Here is a 25,062-nt window from a genome sequence, read left to right as displayed (position 1 = left end):
TGGGAGGGGGCTTGCCCCCGATAGCGGTGTGTCAGTTACTACTAAGCTGGCAGATACATTGCAATCGGGGGCAAGCCCCCTCCCACATTGGGATCTCTACCGGGCTTAGAGGCCGGTAAGCAGGTGGACCACTCCGCCTGCGAGCATCATCACTGCCGGTACTCCCGCCGCCTTCAACGCCACCTCATCCAACCGCCCCACATCCTGCAACTGCACCCTCACCCGCGTCAACGCCACACGCTGCTGCGACTTGAGGTTGTCCGCGCCGCCCAGCGCGCTGATTACTTCGGCCGGCAATAGACTCTGCGTCGGTGTTGCTACGGTCTCGGCAATCAAATCCGGCGTCAGGGCCTTCCAGAACGCCCGCTGCAATTTCTCGAACATGCTCAAAGCTCCATGACAGGTGAGGTTTCAACGGTAGCTGCGTGATATTGGCGCAGGGCCTCACGCACTTGGGCGGCTTCTTCCAGGCCCAACACTTGGCGGGCGATGATCTGGCAGTCGGCCAGGTCCAGTTCGCGCACGGTGGCCTTGATGGTGGGGATCAACGGCACGCTGACTGACAACTCGTCCACGCCCAGCCCGATCAGCACCGGCGCGGCCAGCGCTTCGGAGGCCAGCGCACCGCACACCCCTACCCACTTGCCATGGGCATGGGCGGCCTTGACGGTGGTGGCGATCAGGCGCAGCACCGCCGGGTGGAAGCTGTCGGCCTGGCTGGCCAGGCGCGGGTGGTCGCGGTCCATGGCCAGGGTGTATTGGGTCAGGTCGTTGGTGCCGATGGAGAAGAAATCCACGTGGGGCGCGAACACATCCGCCATCAGCGCGGCGGACGGTACTTCAATCATGATGCCCAGCTTCGGCAGCTCGGTAAGCCCCAGCGCCAGCGCTTCCTCTTCCAGAATCTTGCGCGCCAGGTGCAGCTCCGACAGCAGGCTGACCATCGGCAACATGATGTGCAGGCGCGCAAAACCGGCGCTGGCAAGGATCGCGCGGAACTGTTCGCGCAGCAGCTCAGGACGTTCCAGGCACAGGCGGATGCCGCGCAGGCCGAGGAACGGGTTGGTTTCGGCATCCATCGGCACATAGGCCAACGGCTTGTCACCACCCACGTCCAGGGTGCGCACCACCAGGTTGCGCTCGGTGCCCAGGGCACGGGCGATGGCGGTGTAGGTGGCTGCTTGTTCATCGGGGCCTGGCGCACGGTTGCGGTCCAGGTAGAGAAATTCTGAACGCAGCAGGCCGACGCCTTCACCGCCGAGGGTCAGGGATTGCTCAACTTCCTGCAAGGAGGCCACGTTGGCGGTGACTTCAACGTGATGGCCGTCGCGGGTGGTGGCGGGCAACGACGCCTGCGCCACATCGCGCTGATGGCGCAGCACCTGTTGCTTGCGGGCAGTTTCCAACTGCTCGATTTCGGCCAGGTTCGGCTCCAGGTGCAGCTCACCTTTGTCGGCGTCGAGCAGCACCTGTTTGCCATTGGCCAGCCCCAGAACCTCGGCTGAAACACCGCAAATGGCCGGCAGGCCGAGGGCGCGGGCAAGGATGGCGACATGGCTGGTCGCGCCACCACCGACGGTGACGAACCCCAGCACTTTGCGGGTATCCAGGCTCGCCGTCTGCGAGGGGGTCAATTGCTCGGCGATCAGGATCGCGCGCTCCGGCAAGTCCCAGGCGCTGTCCTGGATGCCCAGGATCAGTTTCAGTACGCGCTGGCCGACGTCCGCCAGGTCTGCCGCGCGCTCGGCGATCAGCGCATTGCCCAGGCCCTGGAACAGCTTGACGGTCGCGAGCGTGGCACTGTTCCAGGCAAACGCGGCGCTCTTGCCCTCCGCCAACAAACTGTGGGCGTGTTCCAGCAAGGTCGGGTCTTCGAGCAATTCCTGGTGAGCGCGAAAAATCTCGGCCTGGGCACTGCCAGCAGCCTTGTCCCGCAGCGCCTGCAATGCCTCAGTGGCAGCCAGCAGGCCACGCTTCAAAGCAGCACGCTCAGTGGCTTCACCCGTGCCATGTTCAGTGATGGTCAACTCAGGTTCAGTCACTTGAACCACCTGGCCAAACGCCGACCCCGGCGATGCACACACGCCACCTAGCACGGTCGCCGACGACTGCGTTGCCAACGGCTCGGCAACGCTCGCCACTACCTCGCCACAACCTTCAGCCAACAAGGCCACCAGCGCCTTGATCGCCACTTCGGCATCCTCACCCGCAGCGCTCACCTGCAAGGTATCGCCGTGCACGGTTTGCAGCGCCATGATCGCTACCAGTGATTTGGCGTTGGCGCTCTGGGTTTGCTTGTGCAGGTAGATGCTCGCCTTGAAGCCCTTCGCGGCCTGGGCGAACACCGCCGCCGGGCGGGCGTGCAAACCGTTGGCATTGGGCAAAGTCAGCGGTTTGGAGAACAGTGCGTCGCCCTCCTCTTCGTCCACTGTGTCAACGGCTTCACCTGGGGATAACTGCAACAGCGGCTGGCCGACCTCTACACAATCAGTGGCCAACACGCTGAACGGCTCGCCGCTGACCACCAGCATCAAGGTCAGCAGACTGCGCGCATGGAGCGCCACATAGTCGGCATCGAATTCGATCAGCGCCTGCCCGGCCTCCACCCGCTGGCCTTCCTGCACCAACCGGGTGAAGCCCTTGCCCGCCAGGTTCACGGTGTCCATGCCGATGTGCATGAGCACCTGGACGCCGTTGTCGTCGGTAATGCTGACGGCATGACCACTGTCCTGGATATTGCTGATCGTCCCGGCCAATGGCGCGCAGAGGGTCTGCGACGTGGGGTCGATGCACAGGCCATCGCCAATCAGGCGGCTGGAGAAGACCGGGTCGGGCACCTTGTCCAGCGCCAGCAGCACACCCGACAAGGGCGCCAGCAATTCCAGGGGTTGCGTTGTGGTCATGACTTCACCTGCTGTTTTGTTCTGTAGATATATTGAGCGGAGGAAGGATCACTTCCACCAGTACTCAACCTGCACACCAACGTTCGACCCATGCCGCGCCGTGCCATACGAGCCGGTATCGGACAACGCCGACCCCGCCGCCAATTCATTCGCCGCACGCTTGGCCGCTTCGTTCCAGGTGGCATAGGTGTAGTACAAGCGCACCTCCGGCCGCGCCCAGAAATCCGGGCCTTTGGGCGACCAGGTCGGGGCGAAGGTGAATTTGCTCAGCTTGCGCGTCCCGCCCGTAGCCTCGACCTGATCATGCCCAAGCTCCGTGACCAGTTTGAACTGCTCGCTGATGGCGTACGCCGGGCGCACACCGAGGGACATCCAGGTCTGGTCCTGGCTGCCCGGACGAATATCCTTCTGGTACACCGCTTCGATCTGCCCACCGAAACGCGGGGTCACCTGCCAGTCGAAAAACTCCACGGCGCGGTAACTTTTGCTGCTGTTGTCCAGGAAGGTATTGCCGGTGTAACCCAGGCCGGTGCCGGGGCCTTCGCCGTACTGCAAGGCGAACTTGTTCTTGCCGCCCAGGAAAGGTTTTTGCACGTGCTGCGCGGTGATCGCCCAGCCGCTGTTGGTGTCACGCCCGCCGGCTTTTTCGATGTAGCTAAGGCCCAGCTCCAGCTCCCCGCCGGGGTTGGTCTTGAAGCCTGCAACGTTGAAGTCATGACGGGTCGCGTATTCCTTCTGGTATAGGTTGTCCTTACGAGAAATGGCGTAGCTGTACTTGAGGTCGCCGATCAGCACGTCCTCGATACCACCGCCCGTGGCGCTCTGGTTCCAGTAGTAGAAGTCGGAGATATGGATGTCATTACGTTTGTAGTAACGCCGGCCGGCCCACAGTGAACCGCCATTGAGGCTGGGCAGGTTGGACCACTGCGCATACATCTGCGGCATGCGCGCGGTGCCGTTGTCTTCGCCCTGGAACTTCAGCGCGCGGTCGTACTTGTTGTAGAGCGATGCCATGGCATCGACGCTGAGCACCGAGCCGTCGTCGAGGGTGAGCAGGTCCTGGCGCAGCTCCAGCTCGGCGTATTGCTCGCATTCGTTACCCAGGCGGTACTTGGATTGCGCCCCCGGCAGTTGGAAGCACTGCTGCGGGCCGCTGCCCGTGGAAGTGCCCGCGCCGCTGCGCAGGTAACCGGCAAATTCCAGGGCTTGAGCGCCGAACGGCAAGCCCAGGCAAGACGCAACGAGGCCCAGCTTTATTGTTGTTTTCATGAAGCACTCCGATATTTTTATTATGTTTTTTGAAGCGCCCCGTGCTCCCACACGGGGTTACAACAGGTCTCAGTCCTTGAGGTGCAGCACGAACGATTCGTAAGGACGCAATGCAACCGTGCCCGTTCGCACCGGGCAGTCGGGGTAGTTGCTGATCAGCAGGCGTTGCTCGGTCGCCTGGTTGATCACGTTGTCCGGCAGTTGGATTTCGCAGGGCGTGCCGTAGAAGTTGTTCAGCACCAGCAGACGCTCGCCCTGGCCTTCGCGCAGGTACGCCCAGACTTGCGAGTGGCCTTGCAGCAGCTCGCGATAAACTCCTTCTTGGATCAGCGGTTCATGACGGCGCAACGCAATCAATGCGCGGTAGTGATGCAGCACGGACTCGGGGTCATCCAGCTGGCTTTCGACGTTGATGATGGAGGCGTTGGCCGGAATGCCAATCCAGGGTTCACCGGTACTGAAACCGGCGTTTTCCCCGGCATGCCACTGCATCGGCGTACGGCCGTTGTCGCGGGACTTCTGCATGATCGCCGCCATGCTCGACGCCGCGGATTCCCCCGCATCGCGCTTGAGGCGGAAGATGTTCAAAGTCTCCACATCGCGGTACTGCTCGATCCGATCGAAGCCCGGATTGGTCATGCCCAACTCTTCGCCCTGATACACATACGGCGTGCCCTGGAGAAAGTGCAGCGCGGTGGCGAGCATCTTGGCCGAGACCACGCGATGCTCGCCGTCGTTGCCAAAGCGCGAGACCACCCGCGGCTGATCGTGGTTACACCAGAACAGCGCGTTCCAGCCACCACCGGCCTGCATGCCCAGTTGCCAGTCAGAGAAGATCTGCTTGAGTTGCAGGAAGTCGAAGTCGGCCTTCACCCACTTCTGCAGGTTCGGGTAATCGACTTTCAGGTGATGAAAGTTGAAGGTCATCGACAGTTCTTTCGACGCAGGATTCGAGTAGCGAATGCAATGCTCGAGGCTGGTGGAGGACATCTCGCCGACGTTGATCAGGTCATGCCCTTCGAAGACTTCGCGGTGCATTTCCTGCAGGTATTCGTGCACGTTCGGGCCGTCGGTGTAGAAGCGCCGGCCATCCGTGCTGTCCTCGGGGAAATCGGCGGGCTTGGAGATCAGGTTGATCACGTCCAGGCGGAAGCCGCCCACGCCCTTGTCGCGCCAGAAGCGCATCAGCTTGAACACTTCGGCACGCACCTTGGGGTTGTCCCAATTCAGGTCTGCCTGGGTGTGGTCGAACAGGTGCAGGAAATACTGGCCGGTTTGCGCCTCGTATTCCCAGGCCGAGCCGCCGAACTTGGATTCCCAGTTGTTCGGCTGGTCGCGCCAGATGTAGAAGTCACGGTACGGGTTGTCGAGGCTGCTGCGCGCCTGCTGGAACCATTCGTGTTCGATGGAGGTGTGGTTGACCACGATGTCGAGCATCAGCTTGATGCCGCGCTTGGCCGCTTCGCTGATCAGCAGGTCGCAGTCGGCCATGGTCCCGTAGCTGGGGTCGATGGCGTAGTAGTCGCTGATGTCGTAGCCGTTGTCGCGTTGCGGCGAGCGCAGGAACGGGGTGATCCACAGGCAGTCGACGCCCAGCCATTTGAGGTAGTCGAGTTTGTCCACGATGCCCAGCAGGTCACCGGTGGCGTTACCCGCGTGGCTGTGGAAGCTTTTGGGGTAGATCTGGTAGATCACCGAGTGTTGCCAGTCTTGCATGGTGGGTTCCTTCAGTTGATTTTTGTGCAGGCCTTTCGGGCCTCATCGGGGGCAAGTCGAGTCGTCGCACCGCCCCTCCCACATTTGAAATGCGTTCCAATGTGGGAGGGGGCTTGCCCCCGATTGCGCCGGTTCAGGCGACGCGGTACCCAGGCCGAACAATCTTCATGCTCAACGCACAGGTCAAAACGAACGGCACGACAATCGCGATCACCATCCCGATCACAAAACTAGGGATGTACTGCGGAATGATCGAAATGAATCCAGGCAAGCCCCCGACGCCGATGGCCGACGCCTGTACCTTGTTCAGCGACAGGAAAATACTGCCCAGCGCCGAGCCGAGCAGCGCGGCATAGAACGGGAACTTGAAGCGCAGGTTCACGCCGAACATTGCCGGTTCGGTGATGCCGAAATACGCAGAAATCGCCGAGGTCGAGGCCATGCTTTTGTCCCGCGCATTGCGGGTCATGTAGAACACACCGAGCGCGGCGCTGCCCTGGGCCAGGTTGGACATCACGATCATCGGCCAGATAAAGGTGCCGCCCTGGGTGGAGATCAGTTGCAGGTCCACGGCGAGGAACATGTGGTGCATGCCGGTGATCACCAGCGGCGCATACAGAAGGCCGAAAATCGCCCCGCCGACCATCGGCGCCAGGTCAAACAGGGTGACCACGCCTTCGGTGATCAGGATGCCGAGGTGACGGGTCACCGGGCCGATGATCGCCAGGGCGAGCACGCCGGTAACGACGATGGTGGTGATGGGCACGACGAGCAGCTGAATCGCATTGGGGACGCGTGCGCGCAACCATTTCTCGATGACGCTCATCACATACGCCGCCATCAGGATCGGCAGGATCTGCCCTTGGTAACCGACCTTTTCAATCTTGAACCAACCGAAAATATCGAAGTACGGCAGGCTCTGGCCGTCGAGACCAGCGACTGCCTTGCCGTAGTTCCAGGCGTTGAGCAGGTCCGGGTGCACCAGCATCAGGCCGAGCACGATCCCAAGGATTTCGCTGCCGCCAAAGCGCTTCGCCGCCGACCAGCCCACCAGGGCCGGCAGGAACACGAACGAGGTGTTGGCCATCAGGTTGATCAGGCTCCACAGGCCATCCAGATTCGGATAGGCCTCCAGCAGCGTCTTGCCCTCGATGAACATGCCCTTGGCACCCATCAGGTTGTTCACGCCCATCAACAGGCCGGCGATGATCAACGCGGGCAGGATCGGCATGAACACATCGGAGAACACCCGCACCAGGCGCTGCATGGCGTTGGTCTTGTCGGCGCCCTTCTTCTTCACGTCAGCGATAGTCGCGGCGGCGAGGCCGGTCTGTTCACGCAGGGCGGCGTAGACCTTCTCCACTTCGCCGGGGCCGATCACCACCTGGAACAATCCACCGGTGAAGAACGAACCCTTGACCAGATCGACCTGGTTCAGCGCGCTGCTGTTGACCAGGCTCGGGTCCTTGAGCGCCAGGCGCAGGCGGGTCACACAGTGGGCAGCTTGCTCAAGGTTGTCGCTACCCCCGAGGTTCTCGAGAATCTCGCGGGCGATAGTCGAATAGTCGTGGCTCATGCTTGGTTTCCACTTTGGTTTTTTTTATTGGGGGCAGTCATTGGCAGCACGCCGAGGGCAAAAGTACTCGTCTGTACGAGTTAAAGCAACAACTCGTCTGTACGAGTTACATATTGTTTATTTTTTGTAGGACGCCGCACCGCTGCGCGCCGCATAAATCCAAGGGTCTAATGGACAAACCCCAGCCGGGCCACTAAGGTTCCTGCCTTGACCGCAACCCCGGCAAAGAGCCATCCCCATGAGCAAATACAACCAGATCTATACGGATCTGCTTGCCAGCATCACGACTGAACGCCTGCAACGCGGCACGCGCCTTCCCTCCGAAACCGAATTGATGGACAGCTACCAGGCCAGCCGAGGTACCGTGCGTCGCGCCATCGAGCAGTTGCAGGAGCGCGGGTTTGCGCAAAAGATCCACGGCAAGGGCACCTTCGTGTTGTCGCCCAACCCGATCGAGTTCCAACTCGGCGGCATCGTCAGCTTTCACGAAACCCACGCCGACCTGGGCGACGACGTACGCACCGAAGTAGTCGAGTTCACCCAATTCTCGCTGGAAGGTTCACTGCTGCAACACATCGAAGCCGAACCCGGCACCCTGATCACCCGCATCAAACGGGTGCGGCGCATCGGCGGCAAACGGGTGATCCTCGACATCAACCACTTCGTGGCCGACGTGATCCCCGGCCTGGACCGCTCGATTGCCGAGCAGTCGATCTACGCGTTTATCGAACAGTCCTTGCAACTGCAAATTGCCTACGCCCAACGCACCATCGAAGCCCTACCGCGCAGCAAGGACGACCAGACACACCTGGACCTTGAAGGTCAGAGCCATGTGATCGTGGTGAGCAACCAGACGTTTTTGCAGGACGGGCGGCAGTTCGAGTACACCGAGTCGCGGCATACGTTGGATAAGTTTTACTTTTCGGATATTGCGCGGCGGTAGGCACAAGTCGGGGAGGTCATTGCACCGCGATACTCTTGGCCAGTCCTGCCGTCCACGCAGCAGTCATCTTCTCCCCTACCAGCACCTTGGGTTGAACACCCGACACCCCCGAGTAGGTGGCGTAGATTTTCAGAAGGTCGTCAAACAGGTCTTTGGCCCCGTCATAGACCAACAGCTCGGAGAGCTTGACCTCAGGCGGTGACTCACCATCTGCGTCATGGGCAACGCTGATACCTCCTAATTGGTGTGGGCCTACAATACCGAGCAAAGCGAAGTCGTCAAAGCCGCGCACCGACTTGCTGAAGCGTCGCACAAGTTCGTCCTTGAGATGTCCCTCGGGGATATGCATCTCGAACAGAGGATGGACTCCATACTCCCAGTTGTAGCTTTCCAGGCGCACCGGCATGGTCAGGGAGACGGCATTCTCTTCGCTGACGGTGTCGTTATATGAGAAAACCGTATCGCGGCGGCTCTCCTCTCCCCGCCCGAGCGTTCCCGCAGGCACGCCGCCTTCGCCGATATAGAGCCGCTCACGTTGACTGGTCATGGATATTCTCCGATTTCAGCTCATCAAGGGTCTTGCGCCGACGTTTGGGGATGGCCGTCAACTCATATCCCAAGCCCTCAAGAATGGCTGCGACCTTGCGAATCCCCACTTCCGGGATGGTATTGTTCTCAATCCCCGAGTACAAACCTGCGGCCGGAGCTGCCTTGATTCAGCCTGGAACTAGGCCGCTAATGCCGACGACTCCATTGCCAATGACGCGTTATAAAACATGATGAGTAGATACTTTCCCTGTCGTCGGGCATTGGCCGGCTTATACAAAGTCTGGGTGGTGATGCTCAGCGCTCTTCTCATCGCCTGCCAATCACCGCGCGAGGCTCTGCAACAACTGGCTGAGGAGCACCATCGACAATGGGAGGTCCTGCCGGGAGAGCACTTTCCTCTCTTCATACTTGCGCCGCACACTGCAGAAAAGATCACTCGCCTGCGTGTGTACCTGGAAGGCGATGGCCATTCCTGGGCCACGGCCACTCAACCCAGCCTGGATCCGAGCCCGCACAATCTGTTGGTACCACGGCTGGCGATCAATGATCCGACACCGAATGCGTACCTGGCACGCCCCTGCCAGTTCGTCATGGTCGCAGCCTGCGAATCAGCGCTCTGGACCCACCGACGATTTTCTCAGGAAGTGGTCACCCGCCTCAGCCAGGCGCTGGATCAATTAAAACAGCGCTACGGCAACAGTGAGTTCGAACTGGTCGGGTACTCCGGTGGTGCCGCGCTCGCATTATTGTTAGCGGCACAGCGCAATGATGTTACCCAGGTGCAAACCCTCGCTGGCAATCTCAGTCCACGCCTGTGGGCGACGATGAAAGGCCTGTCGCCACTCGACGGTTCACTGGATCCGCTGGACTATCGTAGTCAACTCGCCTTGTTGCCCCAGCGTCATCTCATCGGCGAAGCAGACCTGATCGTTCCAAGTCGTTTGGCGGACAGGTATCAACAGGCGCTTGACTCGCCCCTCTCCGAATTCGTTCATGTACCGGGAGCAAGTCATGACAGGGGGTGGGAAGCGACGTGGAGCCGATGGGATAAAACACCATTGATGCATGAGAATCCTGAAATCAAGGGAAAATAGGTCCGCTTAAAAACATCTGAATACCATTCCCCTAGCGCGACCATAACCACCACCTAAAAGTTTCATTTGTTGCTCAATTACCCCGTAATACCGCGAAAAATAACGGTAACGTCGCATTTATTAGATTTTTTTCGTCACTTATCCTTTTTATGATGAATTGTCCTACAGGCATCGTGTAGATTCCCACGCGCTTGAATCAGCAATTCACTGACAAGCTGGCAGGGATGCCTAAAACAGACGCTGACGCGTGGGTTGTTCCCTGTCAGTTTCTGCCCTGTAAGGATACTGCCTTGAATATTTCCCACCTGCGCCGCTCTTTGTTGGCGCTGTCCGTCGCGACTGCTACTGCGACAGCATATGCCGTACCCGCCCCCGACTTGAACCACGACCTGAGCACAGGGGCATACAGCAGCTCCGGTGACGTATTCAATAACGCCACCTTCACCGGGACATCGCAAAACGCAGGTGTAGAGCTGACCAACGTGACCCTGGCGGGCAACCTGGTCAACCAGGGCAAAATCAACCTGACGGCTGCCACCCCCACCGACTTCCCGTCCGGTATCGCCATGACCCTCAATTCCAACGTCGGTGGCGACTTGGTAAATAATGGCGACATTACGGTGAGCGGTGACGCCGTCGTCGGGCTGGACCTGTATCTGGCAAAGATCGCTGGTGAAGTGAACAACAACGGCAACATCACTGTGACAGGCGCCAATGCCGAAGGCATGCTGATCACCTCGTCCCAGGCGCGCATCAATAACTCGGGCACTATCACCGCACGTGGCATCGACTCTGTGGGTATCGACATCGAGAACGCACGCTTTACGGGTCAGATGACGAGTGGTATCTACAACAGCGGGACTATCTCCGCAGACGGGGTCGGTATCCGCTTTCGCAGTCTCGACACCTCCGGCGGTTCCGACACCCTCTCCATCAGGCAGACAGGTGGCCTGATCGAAGGCGGCAGCGCAGCCATTCTGGCGGACGACAATGCCCCACGTTCGTATTTCTACTGGGAGGGTGGCCAGGTCAAGGGTGACCTGCTGGGCCTGAGTGGTGTGCTGGTGCGAGGGGACGCAATGTTCGATGGCTCGACCATCCGCGCCGGTTACGTCGATATCGGCGATGGCCGCCTGACGCTGCTTCGCCCGCAGACCACGATTGTGGGCGGCCTCGACCTGGACAGCGCCACCGCGCGCCTGCGCCTGCTGCTGGACAACAATACACTGCCCAACACGCCGATCCTGAAAGTCACCGGCAATACCTTCTTCTCTGCAGGCAGCCAGATCGAACTGCAGGCGCGCTCCGATGACTTCCGCACGTCGGCCCAGGGCACGCGCTACACCCTGATCAACTCTGGCACCTGGGAAGACCCGCAGAACCTGTCCGTGGTTTCCTCCTCGGCGCTGCTTGAGGTGAGGAGCTTCGGCATCGAAGGCCAGGACGTGAAAGCACTGGTTGCCACCCGCAGTGATGAGGTGATCACGCAAGACCTGATGAGCGCCCGTGGTTCGCGCAACGCGGTGAGCGCCATCAAGCCATTCAAGAACACGCTCATGGGCAAGCTGGACGAAAGCGACCCGGTGTTCCAGCAATTTGCCAACGCCGCCTCCAGCGAAGAACTGGCCAAACTGGCCGAAAGCCTGAGCCCGGACGTCAGCCGTGGCGCGATCAACGCAGCCACCAGCAGCCAGAACCTGGTCGCCAGTACCCTCAACCGCCGCGCCAGCAAAGCGCGTAGCGGCCTGTCCTCCGGTGACGTGCTGGCCGGACAAGGCGTATGGCTGCAGGCACTGTCCAGCGATGCCAACCAGGACAGCCGCAACGGTATCGACGGCTATGATGCCAACACCAACGGCATCGCCGTGGGCGCCGACGGCAAGCTCAACGCCGATACCACAGTGGGCCTGGCTTACAGCTACCTGACCAGCGACGTGAAAACCGACCAGGGCAACAAGACCGACGTCAACGGCCATGCACTGACCCTGTACGGCAACTGGGCCCGTGACAACTTCTTTGTCGACACCTCACTGATGTACGGCTGGAACGACAACGAATCCAAACGCTACATCGCCGGCACCCGCGCCAAGGCCGACTACGACAGTGAGATTTTCGGCGTCAACGCGCTGGCAGGCTACACATTCCAGCTCGACAAACAGTGGCTGCTGGAACCACAGGTCGGTGCGCGCTATGCCAACGTATCGATTGATTCGTACCGTGAAAAAGGCAGCTCAGCCGCCCTCAACGTCGGCAGCCAGCGCTATGAAATCGGCGAAATGGGCCTGGGCGCTCGCCTGGCGGCCGCTTTTGACGTAGGTGTGGGCAGCTTTGAACCGGAAGCCAAGCTGATGGCCTGGCACGATTTCATCGGCGACAAAGCTGGCACCACCTCCACCTTCGTGCTCGGCGGCACCCCGTTCACCACCACAGGCGCAACACCTGCGCGCGACAGCTACGAGCTGGGACTGGGCGCCAACTACCGCGTGGGCGCGTGGAGCGTGGGCGGGACGTACAACTACCTGACCAGCAGCGGTTTCGACGCCGACACCTTCACTGCGAACGTGCGTTACGACTTCTGATCAACGTCTACGTCTGAAATGAAAAAACCGGCCTAAGCCGGTTTTTTCGTACAGCGCTGCGGGATCACTCCCACTCAATCGTCGCCGGCGGCTTGCTCGACACGTCATACGTCACGCGCGAAATGCCTTCGATCTCATTGATGATACGACCGCTGACAGTCTCCAGCAGTTCGTACGGCAGGTGTGCCCAGCGGGCGGTCATGAAGTCGATGGTTTCTACCGCACGCAGGGCCACAACCCACGCGTAGCGACGGCCATCGCCTACCACACCCACGGATTTCACCGGCTGGAACACCACGAACGCCTGGCTGACCTTGTGGTACCAGTCGGCCTTGCGCAGTTCTTCGATGAAGATGTGGTCGGCGCGACGCAGCAGGTCGGCGTATTCCTTCTTCACTTCACCGAGGATGCGCACGCCCAGGCCCGGGCCTGGGAATGGGTGGCGGTAGACCATGTCGTACGGCAGGCCCAGTTCCAGGCCCAGACGGCGGACTTCGTCCTTGAACAGTTCGCGCAGCGGTTCGACCAGCTTGAGGTTCATTTCCTCAGGCAGGCCACCCACGTTGTGGTGGGACTTGATCACGTGGGCCTTGCCGCTCTTGGCGCCGGCCGACTCGATGACGTCGGGGTAGATGGTGCCCTGGGCGAGGTACTTGATGTTGTCCAGTTTGTTGGACTGGGCATCGAACACGTCGATGAAGGTGCGGCCAATGATCTTGCGCTTCTTCTCCGGGTCGGACTCGCCGGCCAGGTTATTCAAGAACTGATCTTCAGCGTTGGCGCGGATCACTTTGACGCCCATGTTCTCGGCGAACATGGCCATCACCTGCTCGCCTTCGTGCAGGCGCAGCAGGCCGTTGTCGACGAACACGCAGGTCAGTTGGTCGCCGATGGCTTTGTGCAACAGGGCAGCTACCACGGAGGAGTCAACGCCGCCGGACAGGCCAAGCAATACGTTGTCGGTGCCGACCTGGGCGCGCACCTGGGCGATGGCGTCTTCAGCGATTTTCGACGGAGTCCACAGCGCTTCACACTCGCAGATGTCGAGGATGAAGCGCGACAGGATGCGCCCGCCTTGCTTGGTGTGGGTCACTTCCGGGTGGAACTGCACGCCGTAGTAACGACGCTCATCGCTGAACATACCGGCGATCGGGCAGCTCGGGGTGCTGGCCAGGATGTGGAAGTCCTGCGGCATCTTGGTGACCTTGTCACCGTGGCTCATCCACACGTCGAGGCCGAACAGGCCGTCGGCGTCGACGTGGTCTTCGATGCCGTCCAGCAGGCGGCTCTTGCCGACCACATCGACACGGGCATAACCGAATTCACGCAGCTCGGAACCTTCGACCTTGCCGCCCAGTTGTTCGGCCATGGTCTGCATGCCGTAGCAGATGCCGAAGACCGGTACGCCCAGGTCGAACACGGCTTGCGGGCAACGCGGGCTGTTGGCTTCGTGCACGGACTCGGGGCCACCGGCGAGGATGACGCCTTTCGGTGCGAATTCGCGGATCGCTTCGTCGTCCATGTCGAACGGATGCAGTTCGCAGTACACGCCGATTTCGCGCACGCGGCGGGCGATCAGCTGGGTGTACTGGGAACCGAAATCGAGGATCAGGATGCGGTGGGCGTGAATGTCGAGGGCCATGAAGTCAGTCTCGTCTAATGAATCAGAAACAACTCGGGGCTGAAGAACAGCCCCGGTTACTTAACATTTTGCTGGAAGCCTCAACCTACGCGGTAGTTTGGCGCTTCCTTGGTGATCTGCACGTCGTGGACATGGGATTCAGCCATGCCGGCGCCGGTGATCCGTACGAACTCAGGCTTGGTACGCATTTCTTCGATGTCGGCGCTGCCGGTGTAACCCATCGAGGAACGCAGGCCGCCCATCAGTTGATGGATGATCGCGCTCAGGGTGCCTTTGTACGGCACACGGCCTTCGATGCCTTCCGGGACGAGCTTCTCGGCGCCTGCCGAGGAGTCCTGGAAGTAACGGTCCGAAGAGCCTTGCGCCTGGGACATGGCGCCCAGCGAACCCATGCCGCGGTAAGCCTTGTAGGAACGGCCCTGGAACAGTTCGATCTCGCCTGGCGCTTCTTCGGTACCGGCGAACATCGAGCCCATCATCACGCAGGAAGCACCGGCCACGATGGCCTTGGACAGGTCACCGGAGAAACGGATGCCGCCGTCGGCGATCAACGGTACGCCGGTGCCTTCAAGGGCAGCAGCAACGTTGGCGATGGCGCTGATTTGCGGCACGCCCACACCGGCGACGATACGCGTGGTGCAGATCGAGCCAGGGCCGATACCGACCTTGACCGCATCGGCGCCCGCTTCAGCCAAGGCCTTGGCGGCAGCGCCGGTGGCGATGTTGCCGCCGATCACTTGCACTTCAGGGAAGTTCTGTTTGACCCAACGCACGCGGTCGATCACGCCTTTGGAGTGGCCGTGGGCAGTGTCGACCACCACTACGTCCACACCGGCAGCGACCAGCGCCGAAACGCGGTCGCCGGTGTCTTTACCGGTGCCGACCGCAGCGCCAACGCGCAGACGACCTTGGTCATCCTTGCTGGCCAGTGGGTAAGCCTTGGCTTTTTCGATATCGTTGACGGTCATCATGCCTTTGAGGGCGAATTTGTCGTCGACGATCAGCACGCGCTCGATGCGGTGCTTGTGCAGCAGTTCGCGCACATCGTTCTTGTCGGCGCCTTCCTTGACAGTGACCAGACGCTCTTTGGGCGTCATCACTTCGCGGACGGTGACTTCAAGACGGTTCTCGAAACGCACGTCACGGGAAGTGACGATGCCGACCAGGTCGCCATCGTGCAGTACCGGAACGCCGGAGATGTTGTGCAGGCGGGTCAGGTCGAACAGGTCACGCACGGTGGCGTCGGCTTCGATGGTGATCGGATCTTTCACCACACCGGCTTCGTAACGCTTGACCTTGCGCACTTCGGCAGCTTGCTGCTCGATGGTCATGTTCTTGTGGATGATGCCGATGCCGCCTTCCTGAGCCATGGCGATGGCCAGACGGGCTTCGGTGACGGTGTCCATGGCAGCGGAAACCAGGGGAATATTCAGCTCGATGCCACGGGTTAGGCGGGTCTTGAGACTGACTTCGTTAGGAAGCACCTCGGAATAACCGGGCACTAGGAGAATGTCGTCGAATGTCAGAGCTTCTTGGCTGATACGCAGCATCGCGGGGGCTCCCGAGCGGGAAAATGGAAGCGCGCCATTATATACATGCACCCTGTCGGGCTCAATGTAAAACTCTGACAAACTTGGTAATACTGATAGATGGGTAATTTAACTGTCCCGATCGTTCCCACGCTCCGCGTGGGAACGATCGGATCAGGAGGGTTACAACTCGACTTTGACCCAACTCATCTTCTGGTCCAGCCAATCGGCGAATTCGTCGATAAAACTCTGCTTGAACCCCGCTTCCGCCCAGTTGTTGAAGATGAATCCCAGGTTGGAAAACCCGCATTCCTGCAGGAACAGGAACCCGTTGATGTCGTCTTCATGCCCACACAGCGGGCAGGTGAAATTGTCGGTGTGGCCGGGCATCCAGTCTTCCAGGCTTTCGAACAGCGCTTCGCCGACTTCCTTGCGGCATTCCGGGCAACCGGCTTCTTCGAGAAAGCCCTTGGCCGGCGTGTAGATGCAGCGCTTGTAGATGATCTCCAGGCCATTGATCGGCTCGTTGAACGGCAGTGCCTCGGGGTAAAGCACCACGGCACGGGCGCCATCGGCCAGGGCGTAGCCCATGCGGTTGCCGGTGCGGCCACAGGTGGTCAGCTCTTCCTTGATGATGTTCTTGCGCACCAGCCAGCGCACGATCGCCCGGGCACGGGGTTCGTGGACGGGCAAGGTGGAGATTTTCGGGACAAGGATGCTTTGGGAATTCATGGGAGTCCTGCGGTGTGGCCACTTGCCCCCGAAGAGGCCCTGAAGGCAGGCAGCTTAATCCCTGAAAAGAACAGGTCAAGTACTCAAATACCGCCCGATCAATGCAATACCGCTGGCCAGCACCAGCCAGGTCACCAGCCGCACAAACGCCTCACGCGACATGCGCATCGTCAACCTGCGCCCACACCACAGCCCCAACGCCATCGCCGGCAACAGGCACAGTGCCAACATCAACAACGGTAAATCAGCATACACCCCGGCGATCAGGAACAGACTGAGGCGCACCACTGTGCTGCAACTGATCAACGCACTCTGGGTGGCGCGCGCCGCGTCTTTGGACAGGCGACTGTTGAGGTAGATCGCATATAAGAAGCCACCACTGCCGAACAGCGCCCCAAACAACCCACCCACCGTGCCCATCGGTATCGACCACCCCGCCGCCAGTTGCGTCGGCCGCGCCTTCACCGCCAGGCTGTAGAGCGCGTAGGCGCTGATAAACAGGCCCATCAACAACAGCAGCAGGTCCGAATGCAAGTTGAGCAAAAACACCACGCCGAGTGTGCAGCCAACCGCCATGCACGGCAGCAATCGCAGCAACTCCGGCTTGTTCACCTCGCGCCGCGATTGCAGCAGGTTGCCAAATGCCGCGACAAAATCCAGCAGCACCAGCAGCGGGATGATCTTCGACAGCGGCATGAACAGGATCAGCAGCGGCCCCGCCACCAATGCGGTACCGAATCCCGCGATGCCAAACACGATGTAGGCCACCACCACACCCACGCCGATCACCAGCCAATCCACACCACCAAACGACCACTGACTCATCAGCTCAACCGGGCTCATGGGGTATTCCTTGTACGAGATGATCATCACTTTAGCCATCGGTGAGAGATGCGACTAATATCTTCAAAGCCCGCCACCTATCTCGAAAAGGCATGACGCGTGATATCAACCCGCCAACTGCGTTACTTCGTCGAAATCGCCGACTGCGGCAGCTTCAGTGCCGCCGCCGAACGCCTGTTTGTGGCGCAGTCAGCCTTGAGCCGACAGATCAAGGAGCTGGAAACCCAGCTGCAAACCCCGCTGTTCGAACGCACCGCACGCCAACCGAGGCTTACGGCGGCGGGCGAAGCCTTCTATCCGCGAGCCCGCAACCTGCTGAGTGAACTGCTCAAGGCCAGCCAAATGGCGACACAAGTGGGCAATGGCGAACTGGGTACGCTGCGCCTGAGCCATTCGAGCACTGTGCCGATGAGCGGCCCTTTGCTGCAGGGCATCAGCGCTTGGCTGGAACGCTGCCCTGGGGTGTCGATGGACATCGTCAAACTGTCCTCCGAAGCGCAGTTGGAAGAAATCGCCGACGGTCGCCTTGAGGTCGGCGTGCTGCGCTTGCCAGTGCTGCGCCAGCGCGAGGGGGTTCGGGTGATGCCGTTGTATAGCGAGCAACTGCTGCTGGCCGTACCGCCCAACCATGCGTTAGCGCGTAGTCATGCGCCCATCGAGCTAGGGCAATTGAAGGACGAAGCGTTTATTTCAATACCCCACCCCCAGCGCGGCGGCCTGAGTTATCTATCAGCCGAGCTATGCATGCGTGCCGGATTTTTCCCCAAGGCCGCGCGAGTGATGTCGCGCAAGACCACCCAGTTGCAACTGATCCAGGCCGGCTTCGGTATTGCCTTGTTACCAAAATCCATGCAGGACATCGCCCCCGCCAACGTGCACTTTTTACCCCTGGCCGAGCCGGACTGCCTCAGCACCGTGGCCCTGGCCTGCGCACAGGCGCCGAGCGCGCTGGTGGAGCAGTTCTGTCAAACCTTGCACGAATGCCTATAAACTGCCGCCCATGATTAAAGATCCTTTTGCTGGTTTAGGCCTGGACCGCGAAGTCCTGACTGTCAGCCAGCTCAACGGCCGTGCGCGGGTGTTGCTGGAAGACGTGTTCACCAATATCTGGGTCGAAGGCGAGATCTCCAACCTCGCCCGCCCGGCCTCCGGCCATGTGTATTTCACCCTCAAGGACAGCGGCGCTCAGGTGCGTTGCGCGTTGTTTCGCAACAACGCTGCGCGGGTGCGCCAGGCGCTGAAGGATGGCCTGGCGGTGAAAGTGCGCGGCAAGGTCTCGCTGTTCGAGGGCCGGGGTGATTACCAATTGATCCTCGATACGGTGGAGCCGGCCGGTGATGGGGCGTTGCGCCTGGCGTTCGATGCGCTGAAGGAAAAGCTCAGCGCCGAAGGCCTGTTCAGTGCCGAACGCAAAGTGCCGCTGCCGGCGCATCCTCGACGCATCGGCATTATCAGCTCGCCGACAGGCGCGGTGATCCGCGACATCATCAGTGTGTTCCGTCGCCGTGCGCCCAACATTGAACTGACCCTGATCCCCACCGCCGTGCAAGGCCGCGAAGCGATCCCGCAGATTGTGCGCGCGCTGAAACTCGCCGATGCCCGTGGCTTCGATGCGCTGATCCTGGCCCGTGGCGGCGGCTCGCTGGAAGACCTCTGGTGTTTCAACGAAGAAGCCGTGGCCCGTGCGGTGGACGCCTGCGTCACGCCAATCGTCAGCGCCGTCGGCCACGAGACCGATGTGTCGATCAGCGACTTCGTGGCGGACGTGCGCGCCCCCACCCCTTCCGCCGCAGCCGAATTGCTCGCGCCAGACGCCAGCCACCTGGTGCGCCAGGTTGAAAACCTGCACCGCCGCCTGGTGCTGCTGATGCGCAACCGCCTGAGCCACGACCGCCTGCGCCTGGAAGGCATGGCCCGACGCCTGCGTCACCCCGGTGAACGTCTGCGCCAGCAAGCCCAGCGTCTGGACGACCTGGACATGCGCTTGCGCCGTGCCTTCGAGCGCAGCCTCAATACCCGCCGTGAACGCCTGATCCGCCTTGAAACGCGCCTTGCCGGCCAGCACCCGGGCCGCCAGTTGGCCCTGTTGCGCCAACGCCTGGACAGTCTCGCCGAACGCCTGCCCCGCGCCATGCGCGAAGGCCTCAAGGCACGGCGCCTGCAACTGCAAAGCCAGATGCAGACGCTGCACGTGGTCAGCCCGCTGGCGACCCTGGGTCGTGGCTACAGCATCCTCTTGGATGAGCGCGGCCAGGCCATTCGCAATGCCGCGCAGACCCACACCGGCCAGCGCCTGACCGCGCGCCTCGGTGAGGGCCAATTGCAGGTGCGGGTGGAAGACAACCACCTGACACCCGTCACCCTTTCGTTATTGGATTGATTGATGCCACGTCTCTTTAGTGTGTTGATGCTGCTGTGCCTTGCCTTTAACGCACAGGCCGACAGCTACATTACCCGAACCCTCAACAAGCCCGTGCCTGGCGGGGTTGCCGTGGTCGAACTTGGCCCTTCCGCTGCCGCACCCAAAGCCACGTACCTGGGCAAGCCGGTACTGGTGGTGAAAGAAGCGGACACCTGGCTGGCGATTGTCGGTATTCCGTTGACGGTCAAGCCTGGCAATGAGCGCATCAGCAGCGGCGGACGCAACCTGCCGTTTATCGTCGGCTACAAAAAGTACCCGGAACAACGCATCACCCTGAAAAACAAAAGCCAGGTAAACCCTGACCCGGCGCAGCTCAAACGCATCGAAGGCGAATTGGCGGTGCAGCTCAAGGCCTACCGCAGTTTCAGCCCTAACCTGCCGAGCAACCTGGTGCTGGACAAACCGGTGAACGGGCCGCTGTCGAGCAAGTTCGGTGTGCGGCGTTTCTTCAACGGTGAAGAACGCAATCCTCATTCGGGCCTGGACTTTGCGGTGCCGGCCGGTACGCCGATCAAGACGCCAGCCAACGGCAAGGTGATCCTGGTGGGCAACTACTTCTTCAACGGCAACACGGTGTTCGTCGACCACGGCCAGGGCTTTATCAGCATGTTCTGCCACATGTCGAAAATCGATGTAAAAGTGGGCGATCAACTCACGCGCGGCGCGGTGGTGGGCAAGGTCGGTTCGACTGGCCGTGCGACCGGGCCACATATGCATTGGAATATCAGCCTGAATGATGCGCGCGTTGATCCAGCGATCTTTATCGGCGCATTTCAACCCTGAACCCCGGGCATCGGCCGGCACCATTCGGTGCCGTCGCCGGAGCTTTTCTTACCGATGCAACAGGAACCAAACCATGCTGAACACCCACCCATTCGACGACTTACAAGGAGCGTAAACGACACTCAACCTACCCTGTGAGACACTCCCTATGTTTGCTACCGCGCAAGCCCTTATGTCAGTTGCTTCTCGGCAGACCACCACGCTACGTCAGACCACTCCGCCCGCAACCGACAACCGCCCACCTACTTCCAGCTCTCCCACTGCCCACCTGACCTTCGCGCCAGACTTCCCCCCCCTCCCCAGCTCATCAGGCATCCCCCCAGCCACACCTAGCCCACTTGCAAAGCACTTTAACGTCAGTGACCAGCAGGCCTTTCTGGATCAACACGACAGCCTCACCCTCGAGATGCAACGCCTACACAATCAGCAACCCACCTTCAAGGCATTCCTGCAAAGCGAACTGGAAAAAGCGTTTCCAGACGTCAGGCCGCTCAACGCCGAAACGCTCTCGCTCAACCGTTACCGCAGAGACGGCGATAACGAAACACTGGCCTCTTCCGAGCCCTTGATGACCGCCCTCGCCCGAATGATGCAAGAGATCCAGGCCAATCCGAATCGGCTGAGATCGGCTGAGCGCAACATCCGCACGGAGTTCATCAACCGACAAACTCCCGATGACAGTGCCACGCCAGCCATTACCTCAGGCTCCTTGCAATCCATCGCCAGAGCGATCGTCACGCAGTACCCCGCAACGCTGCAGGCATTCTGGACGACACCTCGCCCAGGCTCGACACCACCGCAGACGCCCCAGGACCACCTGCTGGCCTTGCACAAACAACAACTATCGACCCTCGCCGCACTGCGCGCAGCAGACGGCACTCTAAGCCCGGCCAGCAAGACGCTGATCGACAACGCACTGCAATACCCCACCCTGGCCGAGCGGGAAAAAGCCTTCGCCGATGGCGCGCGCCCAGGTGTGTATCCGCTCACGCTCGACGACGGCACCGAGCGCGGCGCACTGCTGGCGGGCACCTTTCTGATCACACAGACCGATGGGTCCTTTGCCTCACCACCCACCTGGCCCAAAGGAAAATCCTTGGCGCTCAACGACGCCCATGGCCCGGTCGTGCTGTACACCCCAGGCGAAGGTTTCGAGGAGTTTGCCACGCCGGCCCAGGCGCGCCAGGCCTTGGCAAAACGGCTTGACGAGGGAGGCGTCAACGCCGACCTGCTGCTGCAAACCCTGCCCCTATCGTTGCAAAACCGCCCCGAACCACCCAACGGGGAAGACCTGATGCTCAGCGTCGCACCGCTGGATGGCGATGTACTGGCCGAAGGCGTCCCCTGGATGTTCAAGCGCCAGCAGGCAGAAGTCGAAGCGAGCCAGCTCAAAGCCCCGCTGTCAGCCACGGCCATCGATGACGCTGCCGACTGGTCGTATCTGCTCGAAGGCACCAATGCCTTGCAGGCACGTAATCAAGCATTGGCGGATAAGCTGCAACCCGAGTGGCTGAAAAACCTGAGCCCCGCCCAAGAAGCCCTCTTCGCCCATCTGGAGCAAGCGCAAGAAAAAAGCGCCGATGCGCTGGTGCCGCTGCTTGAAACTATTCCGGCCCTGCCCACTTTCGCTCGTGATCGGATGAACGAAGCGATTAAAAAGCAGTACCCGAATGCCGAGGTGAATGCCGATCAACTGATGGTTCAGGTCCGCACCAGGACTCACGTCAACAACGGTCGAAAAACCAGCAGCCATACGCCTTTCGAAAAAAACAAACAGGTATCGCTCACCGACCTGGCCCTGAAAAACCCCACCGAGTTCCCCGCCGGTGAAACGGCCACGTTCACCCAAACCACCTTCAAACTGCCTCTGAGCGACAAACAGGGCAAACCGGTGCTCGACGCCGATGGCAAGCCTGTTGTACTGGACACCGACCAACTCAAGCCCCTGGTCAACGCCGCCGATGTCGGGGGTGAATACACCGCTCTGCTGAAAAAAGAACTGGCCACAGACGCCGTGGCGGGCCTGGCAGGACAGCGGCGTGACGCATGGAAAGCCAGCCAGGCTGACCTGATGGCCAAAGAGGCATTTCTCGCAGAACTCAACCCCGATGCCTATAAAGCCGAAGCCAAGGAGGACAAGACCAGCAAGCGCGGGGCGCAATGGGTCGCGGCCGTACTGGATCACCCCGACCCGGCCAACCGCCCGCAAGTCGATGGCGAAACCATCGAGACCCACGCCCTCGTCCAACGTGGCCTGCCGGTTCAAGGCGTGATGGTGATCGGCAACAGTAAAGATCCGGAGCGGGTGCTATACACGCCGAATGCACCCGACGGCATCACGTTTCGCGAAGTCGCCAGCCAACAGGCACTCAACACCCTGCTGGAAAAAAACGAGTGGAAGCTGTACACCGCGAACCGCAAGTCGCCGGTCAGCAAAGATGACGTCGCCCAAGCGAAACAGACCCTCGACAAACACAAGTTAGATATGGCGAGGAACCCCGCCGCAGCCATCGAGACCTTCGTCAAAGCCCTCAAACTGACAGGCGACACATCCACCCTCACCCCCATGACCGGCAACAGCCTGGATGCGCTGTACAAGCAACATGTCCAATTGCTGACCGACAGGGCCGACCACCAATCCGTCAGCAGCGCTGAAGTGGCAACGCAGTCAAGGGCCAACAAAGCGCAATTCGGTGTGGATGTGGCGCTGATCTTCCTCGATCTGTTGCCCGTCGTGGGCAAAGGCGCCTCGATGGGCGTACGTCTGGGTAAAGCCGGGGTGACGGCGCTGCGTGCCAACGCCAGAGTCTTGCCCAAACTGATCAGGAACCCGGCACTTGGCCGGGCAATTTATGCTGACTTTGCCACGGCAGGGGCAGGTATGCCCGTGGTTCGGACCTCGCCGCTGCGCCCGGTTGCCAAGGCGCCCTTGCGCGCCATTGAGCCCGCACCGCGCCCAACACCCAGGGCGCTACCGGCGCCCGACGGCCCGCCACCGGCCACGCCATCGACCAGTAGAGGTATTGTCGCCCGAATCGAACAGCCCACCATCACGAATGTAAACCGTGACCTGAGCGCCTATGCCGTGCCGAATGACGTGATACAGGGCGCCGTATTAGGCCCAGGCAGTACTTATAGGGTGGGCGACGACTTTTACGTGCGCTTCACGGACGGCACGGGAGAGCAAAGGGTTTACCAGATAGAGTCGAACTTTCATGCCCGGGATGGACAGGTCACTGTCGTCAATCCCCATTTGCCGCCCACGACAAACAGGTCAAACAGGGCCGTGGCGTTTCTAGTGTCCACAGGAAATGGCGAGTGGCAAATCAACAATCTGGTCGGGGCCGGGCGTCATCGGGGCAGACATTTGCCACCCGAAGACGTCACCTACATGGACCGGATACTCTCCGGCAGAGCAGCCTATGATATTGATGGGAGCGCAGTTACTACCGGGCAAGTCAGACGCTGGTTCCGGCGCGATATGAATAGTTTCTACGACGCCCTGGCAACAGGCGGCATGCCGACACGACCTACGCTACCCGTGATGGCGATCAACAGTACACCGGATTCGGCCATACAAAACAGCCTGACCCAAAACGGTGTACGGGGGCTTGTGCTGGGTGAAATGCATGATGAGCCTGCGGCGTATCAGTTGGTCATTGATCAGATGCAGAACTTCAAAAATAACGGCGTCACCACTCTGTACGTTGAGGGCGCGCCATTCCTGCAGGGTTCTCCCAACATTTCCGACGCAGCGCTGCGCACCTCCGATGCGGCCTACTTTGGCCAGCATCCTTACAACTTGGACTACAAGAGCGGCCCTACGCTTACGGATATCATCAAAGAAGCAGACAAACATGGGATAAAAGTCGTCGGGCTAGAGCACCAGCAATTGACATGGCGTACCGACGATCCCATGCATATGTACAAACATGCGCTGGGCCAGCAGAACCGTCTTAGAGAATTCAACTATCATGCTGCAAAAATCATCGAACGCACCCCGCCCGGCGAAAAGTTCGTGGCCATCGTCGGGAAATTTCATATGAATACCGAACTGGGCGTCCCAGGCATCGCTGAATTGACCAACGGTATCGGCCTGTCTGTAACGCCTTCGCTAAAAGGCAGCTCAAGCCTGGTCAGCCAGCCACCGCACACACCGCCACCGTCACTGAAGTTGCAGCGCGGTACCAACGTCCCTGAGCCATACGGCGATATTCATGTCGATTACAACGTGGATGCGTTGACGAACTAGACACGCCCTATAAACCTCGGTCACGCCGCCTCAACGCGGCGTGATTATTAATTGCGCACCAGCAAAAACAAGCAGCAATAAATCACTAACAATTCTAAAAAAACAAATCATTAATTTCGAAAAACAATCAAAAAACGAAAATTATCTCAATTTTTTTTTGCAACTTGCCATCCCATTCGCTGGCGGTTAGGGTTGAGCCCATGAAAACCTCTCACACCCTCATTCAGCTC

General features: G+C 60.3%; 16 protein-coding genes and 2 pseudogenes. 7 read left to right on the top strand and 11 right to left on the bottom strand.

Going from position 1 to position 25,062, the window contains the following annotated elements:
- Positions 1–105: 105 nt before the first annotated feature.
- From NL123_RS05720 to treP, 5 genes are all read right to left on the bottom strand, one after another.
- A complete protein-coding gene (locus NL123_RS05720; protein ID WP_248484166.1) occupies positions 106–384 on the bottom strand; it encodes a PTS sugar transporter subunit IIB in 279 nt (92 codons plus the stop codon).
- 2 nt (positions 385–386) lie between these two features.
- Positions 387–2,903 (bottom strand): phosphoenolpyruvate--protein phosphotransferase, encoded by a 2,517-nt coding sequence (ptsP, locus tag NL123_RS05715; protein WP_494357388.1) that lies wholly within the window; start codon positions 2,901–2,903, stop codon positions 387–389.
- A 48-nt stretch (positions 2,904–2,951) separates the two neighbouring features.
- Positions 2,952–4,172: a maltoporin gene (locus tag NL123_RS05710; protein WP_248484170.1), complete on the bottom strand. Its 1,221-nt coding sequence runs from the start codon at positions 4,170–4,172 to the stop codon at positions 2,952–2,954.
- Between the two features lie 69 nt (positions 4,173–4,241).
- Positions 4,242–5,888: an alpha,alpha-phosphotrehalase gene (treC, locus tag NL123_RS05705; protein WP_494357387.1), complete on the bottom strand. Its 1,647-nt coding sequence runs from the start codon at positions 5,886–5,888 to the stop codon at positions 4,242–4,244.
- A 133-nt stretch (positions 5,889–6,021) separates the two neighbouring features.
- Complete coding sequence (gene treP / locus NL123_RS05700; protein ID WP_494357386.1) at positions 6,022–7,464, bottom strand: PTS system trehalose-specific EIIBC component; 1,443 nt, start codon at positions 7,462–7,464, stop codon at positions 6,022–6,024.
- Between the two features lie 238 nt (positions 7,465–7,702).
- Between treP and treR the strand changes: the two genes are divergently transcribed.
- Positions 7,703–8,407 (top strand): trehalose operon repressor, encoded by a 705-nt coding sequence (treR, locus tag NL123_RS05695; protein WP_494357385.1) that lies wholly within the window; start codon positions 7,703–7,705, stop codon positions 8,405–8,407.
- Between the two features lie 76 nt (positions 8,408–8,483).
- Here the strand turns inward: treR and NL123_RS05690 are convergent.
- Both NL123_RS05690 and NL123_RS05685 read right to left on the bottom strand, forming a co-directional pair.
- Positions 8,484–8,954 (bottom strand): annotated as a pseudogene (locus NL123_RS05690) (HipA N-terminal domain-containing protein); the annotation flags it as partial.
- Positions 8,938–9,093 (bottom strand): annotated as a pseudogene (locus tag NL123_RS05685) (transcriptional regulator); the annotation flags it as partial. The pseudogenes NL123_RS05690 and NL123_RS05685, both read right to left, overlap by 17 nt.
- Before the next feature lie 93 nt (positions 9,094–9,186).
- Between NL123_RS05685 and NL123_RS05680 the strand changes: the two are divergent.
- Positions 9,187–10,050, top strand: coding sequence for an alpha/beta hydrolase (locus NL123_RS05680; protein ID WP_248488258.1), 864 nt, complete (start codon positions 9,187–9,189; stop codon positions 10,048–10,050).
- A 290-nt stretch (positions 10,051–10,340) separates the two neighbouring features.
- Positions 10,341–12,629, top strand: coding sequence for an autotransporter family protein (locus NL123_RS05675; RefSeq protein ID WP_494357384.1), 2,289 nt, complete (start codon positions 10,341–10,343; stop codon positions 12,627–12,629).
- Positions 12,630–12,693: 64 nt separating this feature from the next.
- Here NL123_RS05675 and guaA read toward each other — a convergent pair whose 3' ends face one another.
- From guaA to NL123_RS05655, 4 genes are all read right to left on the bottom strand, one after another.
- On the bottom strand, positions 12,694–14,271 hold the full coding sequence (gene guaA / locus NL123_RS05670; protein WP_248484182.1) for a glutamine-hydrolyzing GMP synthase: 1,578 nt from the start codon (positions 14,269–14,271) through the stop codon (positions 12,694–12,696).
- An 80-nt stretch (positions 14,272–14,351) separates the two neighbouring features.
- On the bottom strand, positions 14,352–15,821 hold the full coding sequence (gene guaB / locus NL123_RS05665; RefSeq protein WP_010207937.1) for an IMP dehydrogenase: 1,470 nt from the start codon (positions 15,819–15,821) through the stop codon (positions 14,352–14,354).
- A gap of 162 nt (positions 15,822–15,983) precedes the next feature.
- Positions 15,984–16,532, bottom strand: a complete 549-nt coding sequence (locus NL123_RS05660; protein WP_021492272.1) for a hypothetical protein — start codon at positions 16,530–16,532, stop codon at positions 15,984–15,986.
- 75 nt (positions 16,533–16,607) lie between these two features.
- A complete protein-coding gene (locus NL123_RS05655; protein WP_494357383.1) occupies positions 16,608–17,375 on the bottom strand; it encodes a sulfite exporter TauE/SafE family protein in 768 nt (255 codons plus the stop codon).
- Between the two features lie 99 nt (positions 17,376–17,474).
- Here NL123_RS05655 and NL123_RS05650 point away from each other — a divergent pair, with 99 nt between their 5' ends.
- The 4 genes from NL123_RS05650 to NL123_RS05635 all read left to right on the top strand — a co-directional run bounded on the left by NL123_RS05650 (position 17,475) and on the right by NL123_RS05635 (position 24,832).
- Positions 17,475–18,365 carry a LysR family transcriptional regulator gene (locus NL123_RS05650; protein ID WP_494357382.1) on the top strand — a complete coding sequence of 297 codons (891 nt, stop codon included), beginning with the start codon at positions 17,475–17,477 and terminating at the stop codon, positions 18,363–18,365.
- Positions 18,366–18,375: 10 nt separating this feature from the next.
- The gene (xseA, locus tag NL123_RS05645) at positions 18,376–19,755 is read left to right on the top strand and encodes an exodeoxyribonuclease VII large subunit (protein WP_494357381.1); all 1,380 of its coding nucleotides are present in this window, start codon (positions 18,376–18,378) and stop codon (positions 19,753–19,755) included.
- 3 nt (positions 19,756–19,758) lie between these two features.
- Complete coding sequence (locus tag NL123_RS05640; RefSeq protein ID WP_494357380.1) at positions 19,759–20,580, top strand: peptidoglycan DD-metalloendopeptidase family protein; 822 nt, start codon at positions 19,759–19,761, stop codon at positions 20,578–20,580.
- 406 nt (positions 20,581–20,986) lie between these two features.
- Entirely contained in the window at positions 20,987–24,832 is a 3,846-nt protein-coding gene (locus NL123_RS05635) for a dermonecrotic toxin domain-containing protein (RefSeq protein ID WP_494357379.1), read from the top strand.
- Positions 24,833–25,062 lie beyond the last annotated feature (230 nt).

Source organism: Pseudomonas sp. FBCC-B1565 (assembly GCF_059133265.1).
The sequence above is the reverse complement of the archived record's forward strand: the minus strand, read 5'-3'. Positions and strand labels throughout refer to the sequence as shown.

What these genes read in the sequence shown, in the direction of transcription:
- NL123_RS05660 (WP_021492272.1), bottom strand. Translation starts at nt 16,532, where the DNA reads ATGAATTCCCAAAGCATCCTTGTCCCGAAAATCTCCACCTTGCCCGTC.
- NL123_RS05710 (WP_248484170.1), bottom strand. Translation starts at nt 4,172, where the DNA reads ATGAAAACAACAATAAAGCTGGGCCTCGTTGCGTCTTGCCTGGGCTTG.
- NL123_RS05655 (WP_494357383.1), bottom strand. Translation starts at nt 17,375, where the DNA reads ATGAGCCCGGTTGAGCTGATGAGTCAGTGGTCGTTTGGTGGTGTGGAT.
- NL123_RS05640 (WP_494357380.1), top strand. Translation starts at nt 19,759, where the DNA reads ATGCCACGTCTCTTTAGTGTGTTGATGCTGCTGTGCCTTGCCTTTAAC.
- xseA (WP_494357381.1), top strand. Translation starts at nt 18,376, where the DNA reads ATGATTAAAGATCCTTTTGCTGGTTTAGGCCTGGACCGCGAAGTCCTG.
- guaB (WP_010207937.1), bottom strand. Translation starts at nt 15,821, where the DNA reads ATGCTGCGTATCAGCCAAGAAGCTCTGACATTCGACGACATTCTCCTA.
- treR (WP_494357385.1), top strand. Translation starts at nt 7,703, where the DNA reads ATGAGCAAATACAACCAGATCTATACGGATCTGCTTGCCAGCATCACG.
- NL123_RS05720 (WP_248484166.1), bottom strand. Translation starts at nt 384, where the DNA reads ATGTTCGAGAAATTGCAGCGGGCGTTCTGGAAGGCCCTGACGCCGGAT.
- ptsP (WP_494357388.1), bottom strand. Translation starts at nt 2,903, where the DNA reads ATGACCACAACGCAACCCCTGGAATTGCTGGCGCCCTTGTCGGGTGTG.
- NL123_RS05635 (WP_494357379.1), top strand. Translation starts at nt 20,987, where the DNA reads ATGCAACGCCTACACAATCAGCAACCCACCTTCAAGGCATTCCTGCAA.
- treC (WP_494357387.1), bottom strand. Translation starts at nt 5,888, where the DNA reads ATGCAAGACTGGCAACACTCGGTGATCTACCAGATCTACCCCAAAAGC.
- treP (WP_494357386.1), bottom strand. Translation starts at nt 7,464, where the DNA reads ATGAGCCACGACTATTCGACTATCGCCCGCGAGATTCTCGAGAACCTC.
- guaA (WP_248484182.1), bottom strand. Translation starts at nt 14,271, where the DNA reads ATGGCCCTCGACATTCACGCCCACCGCATCCTGATCCTCGATTTCGGT.
- NL123_RS05680 (WP_248488258.1), top strand. Translation starts at nt 9,187, where the DNA reads ATGAGTAGATACTTTCCCTGTCGTCGGGCATTGGCCGGCTTATACAAA.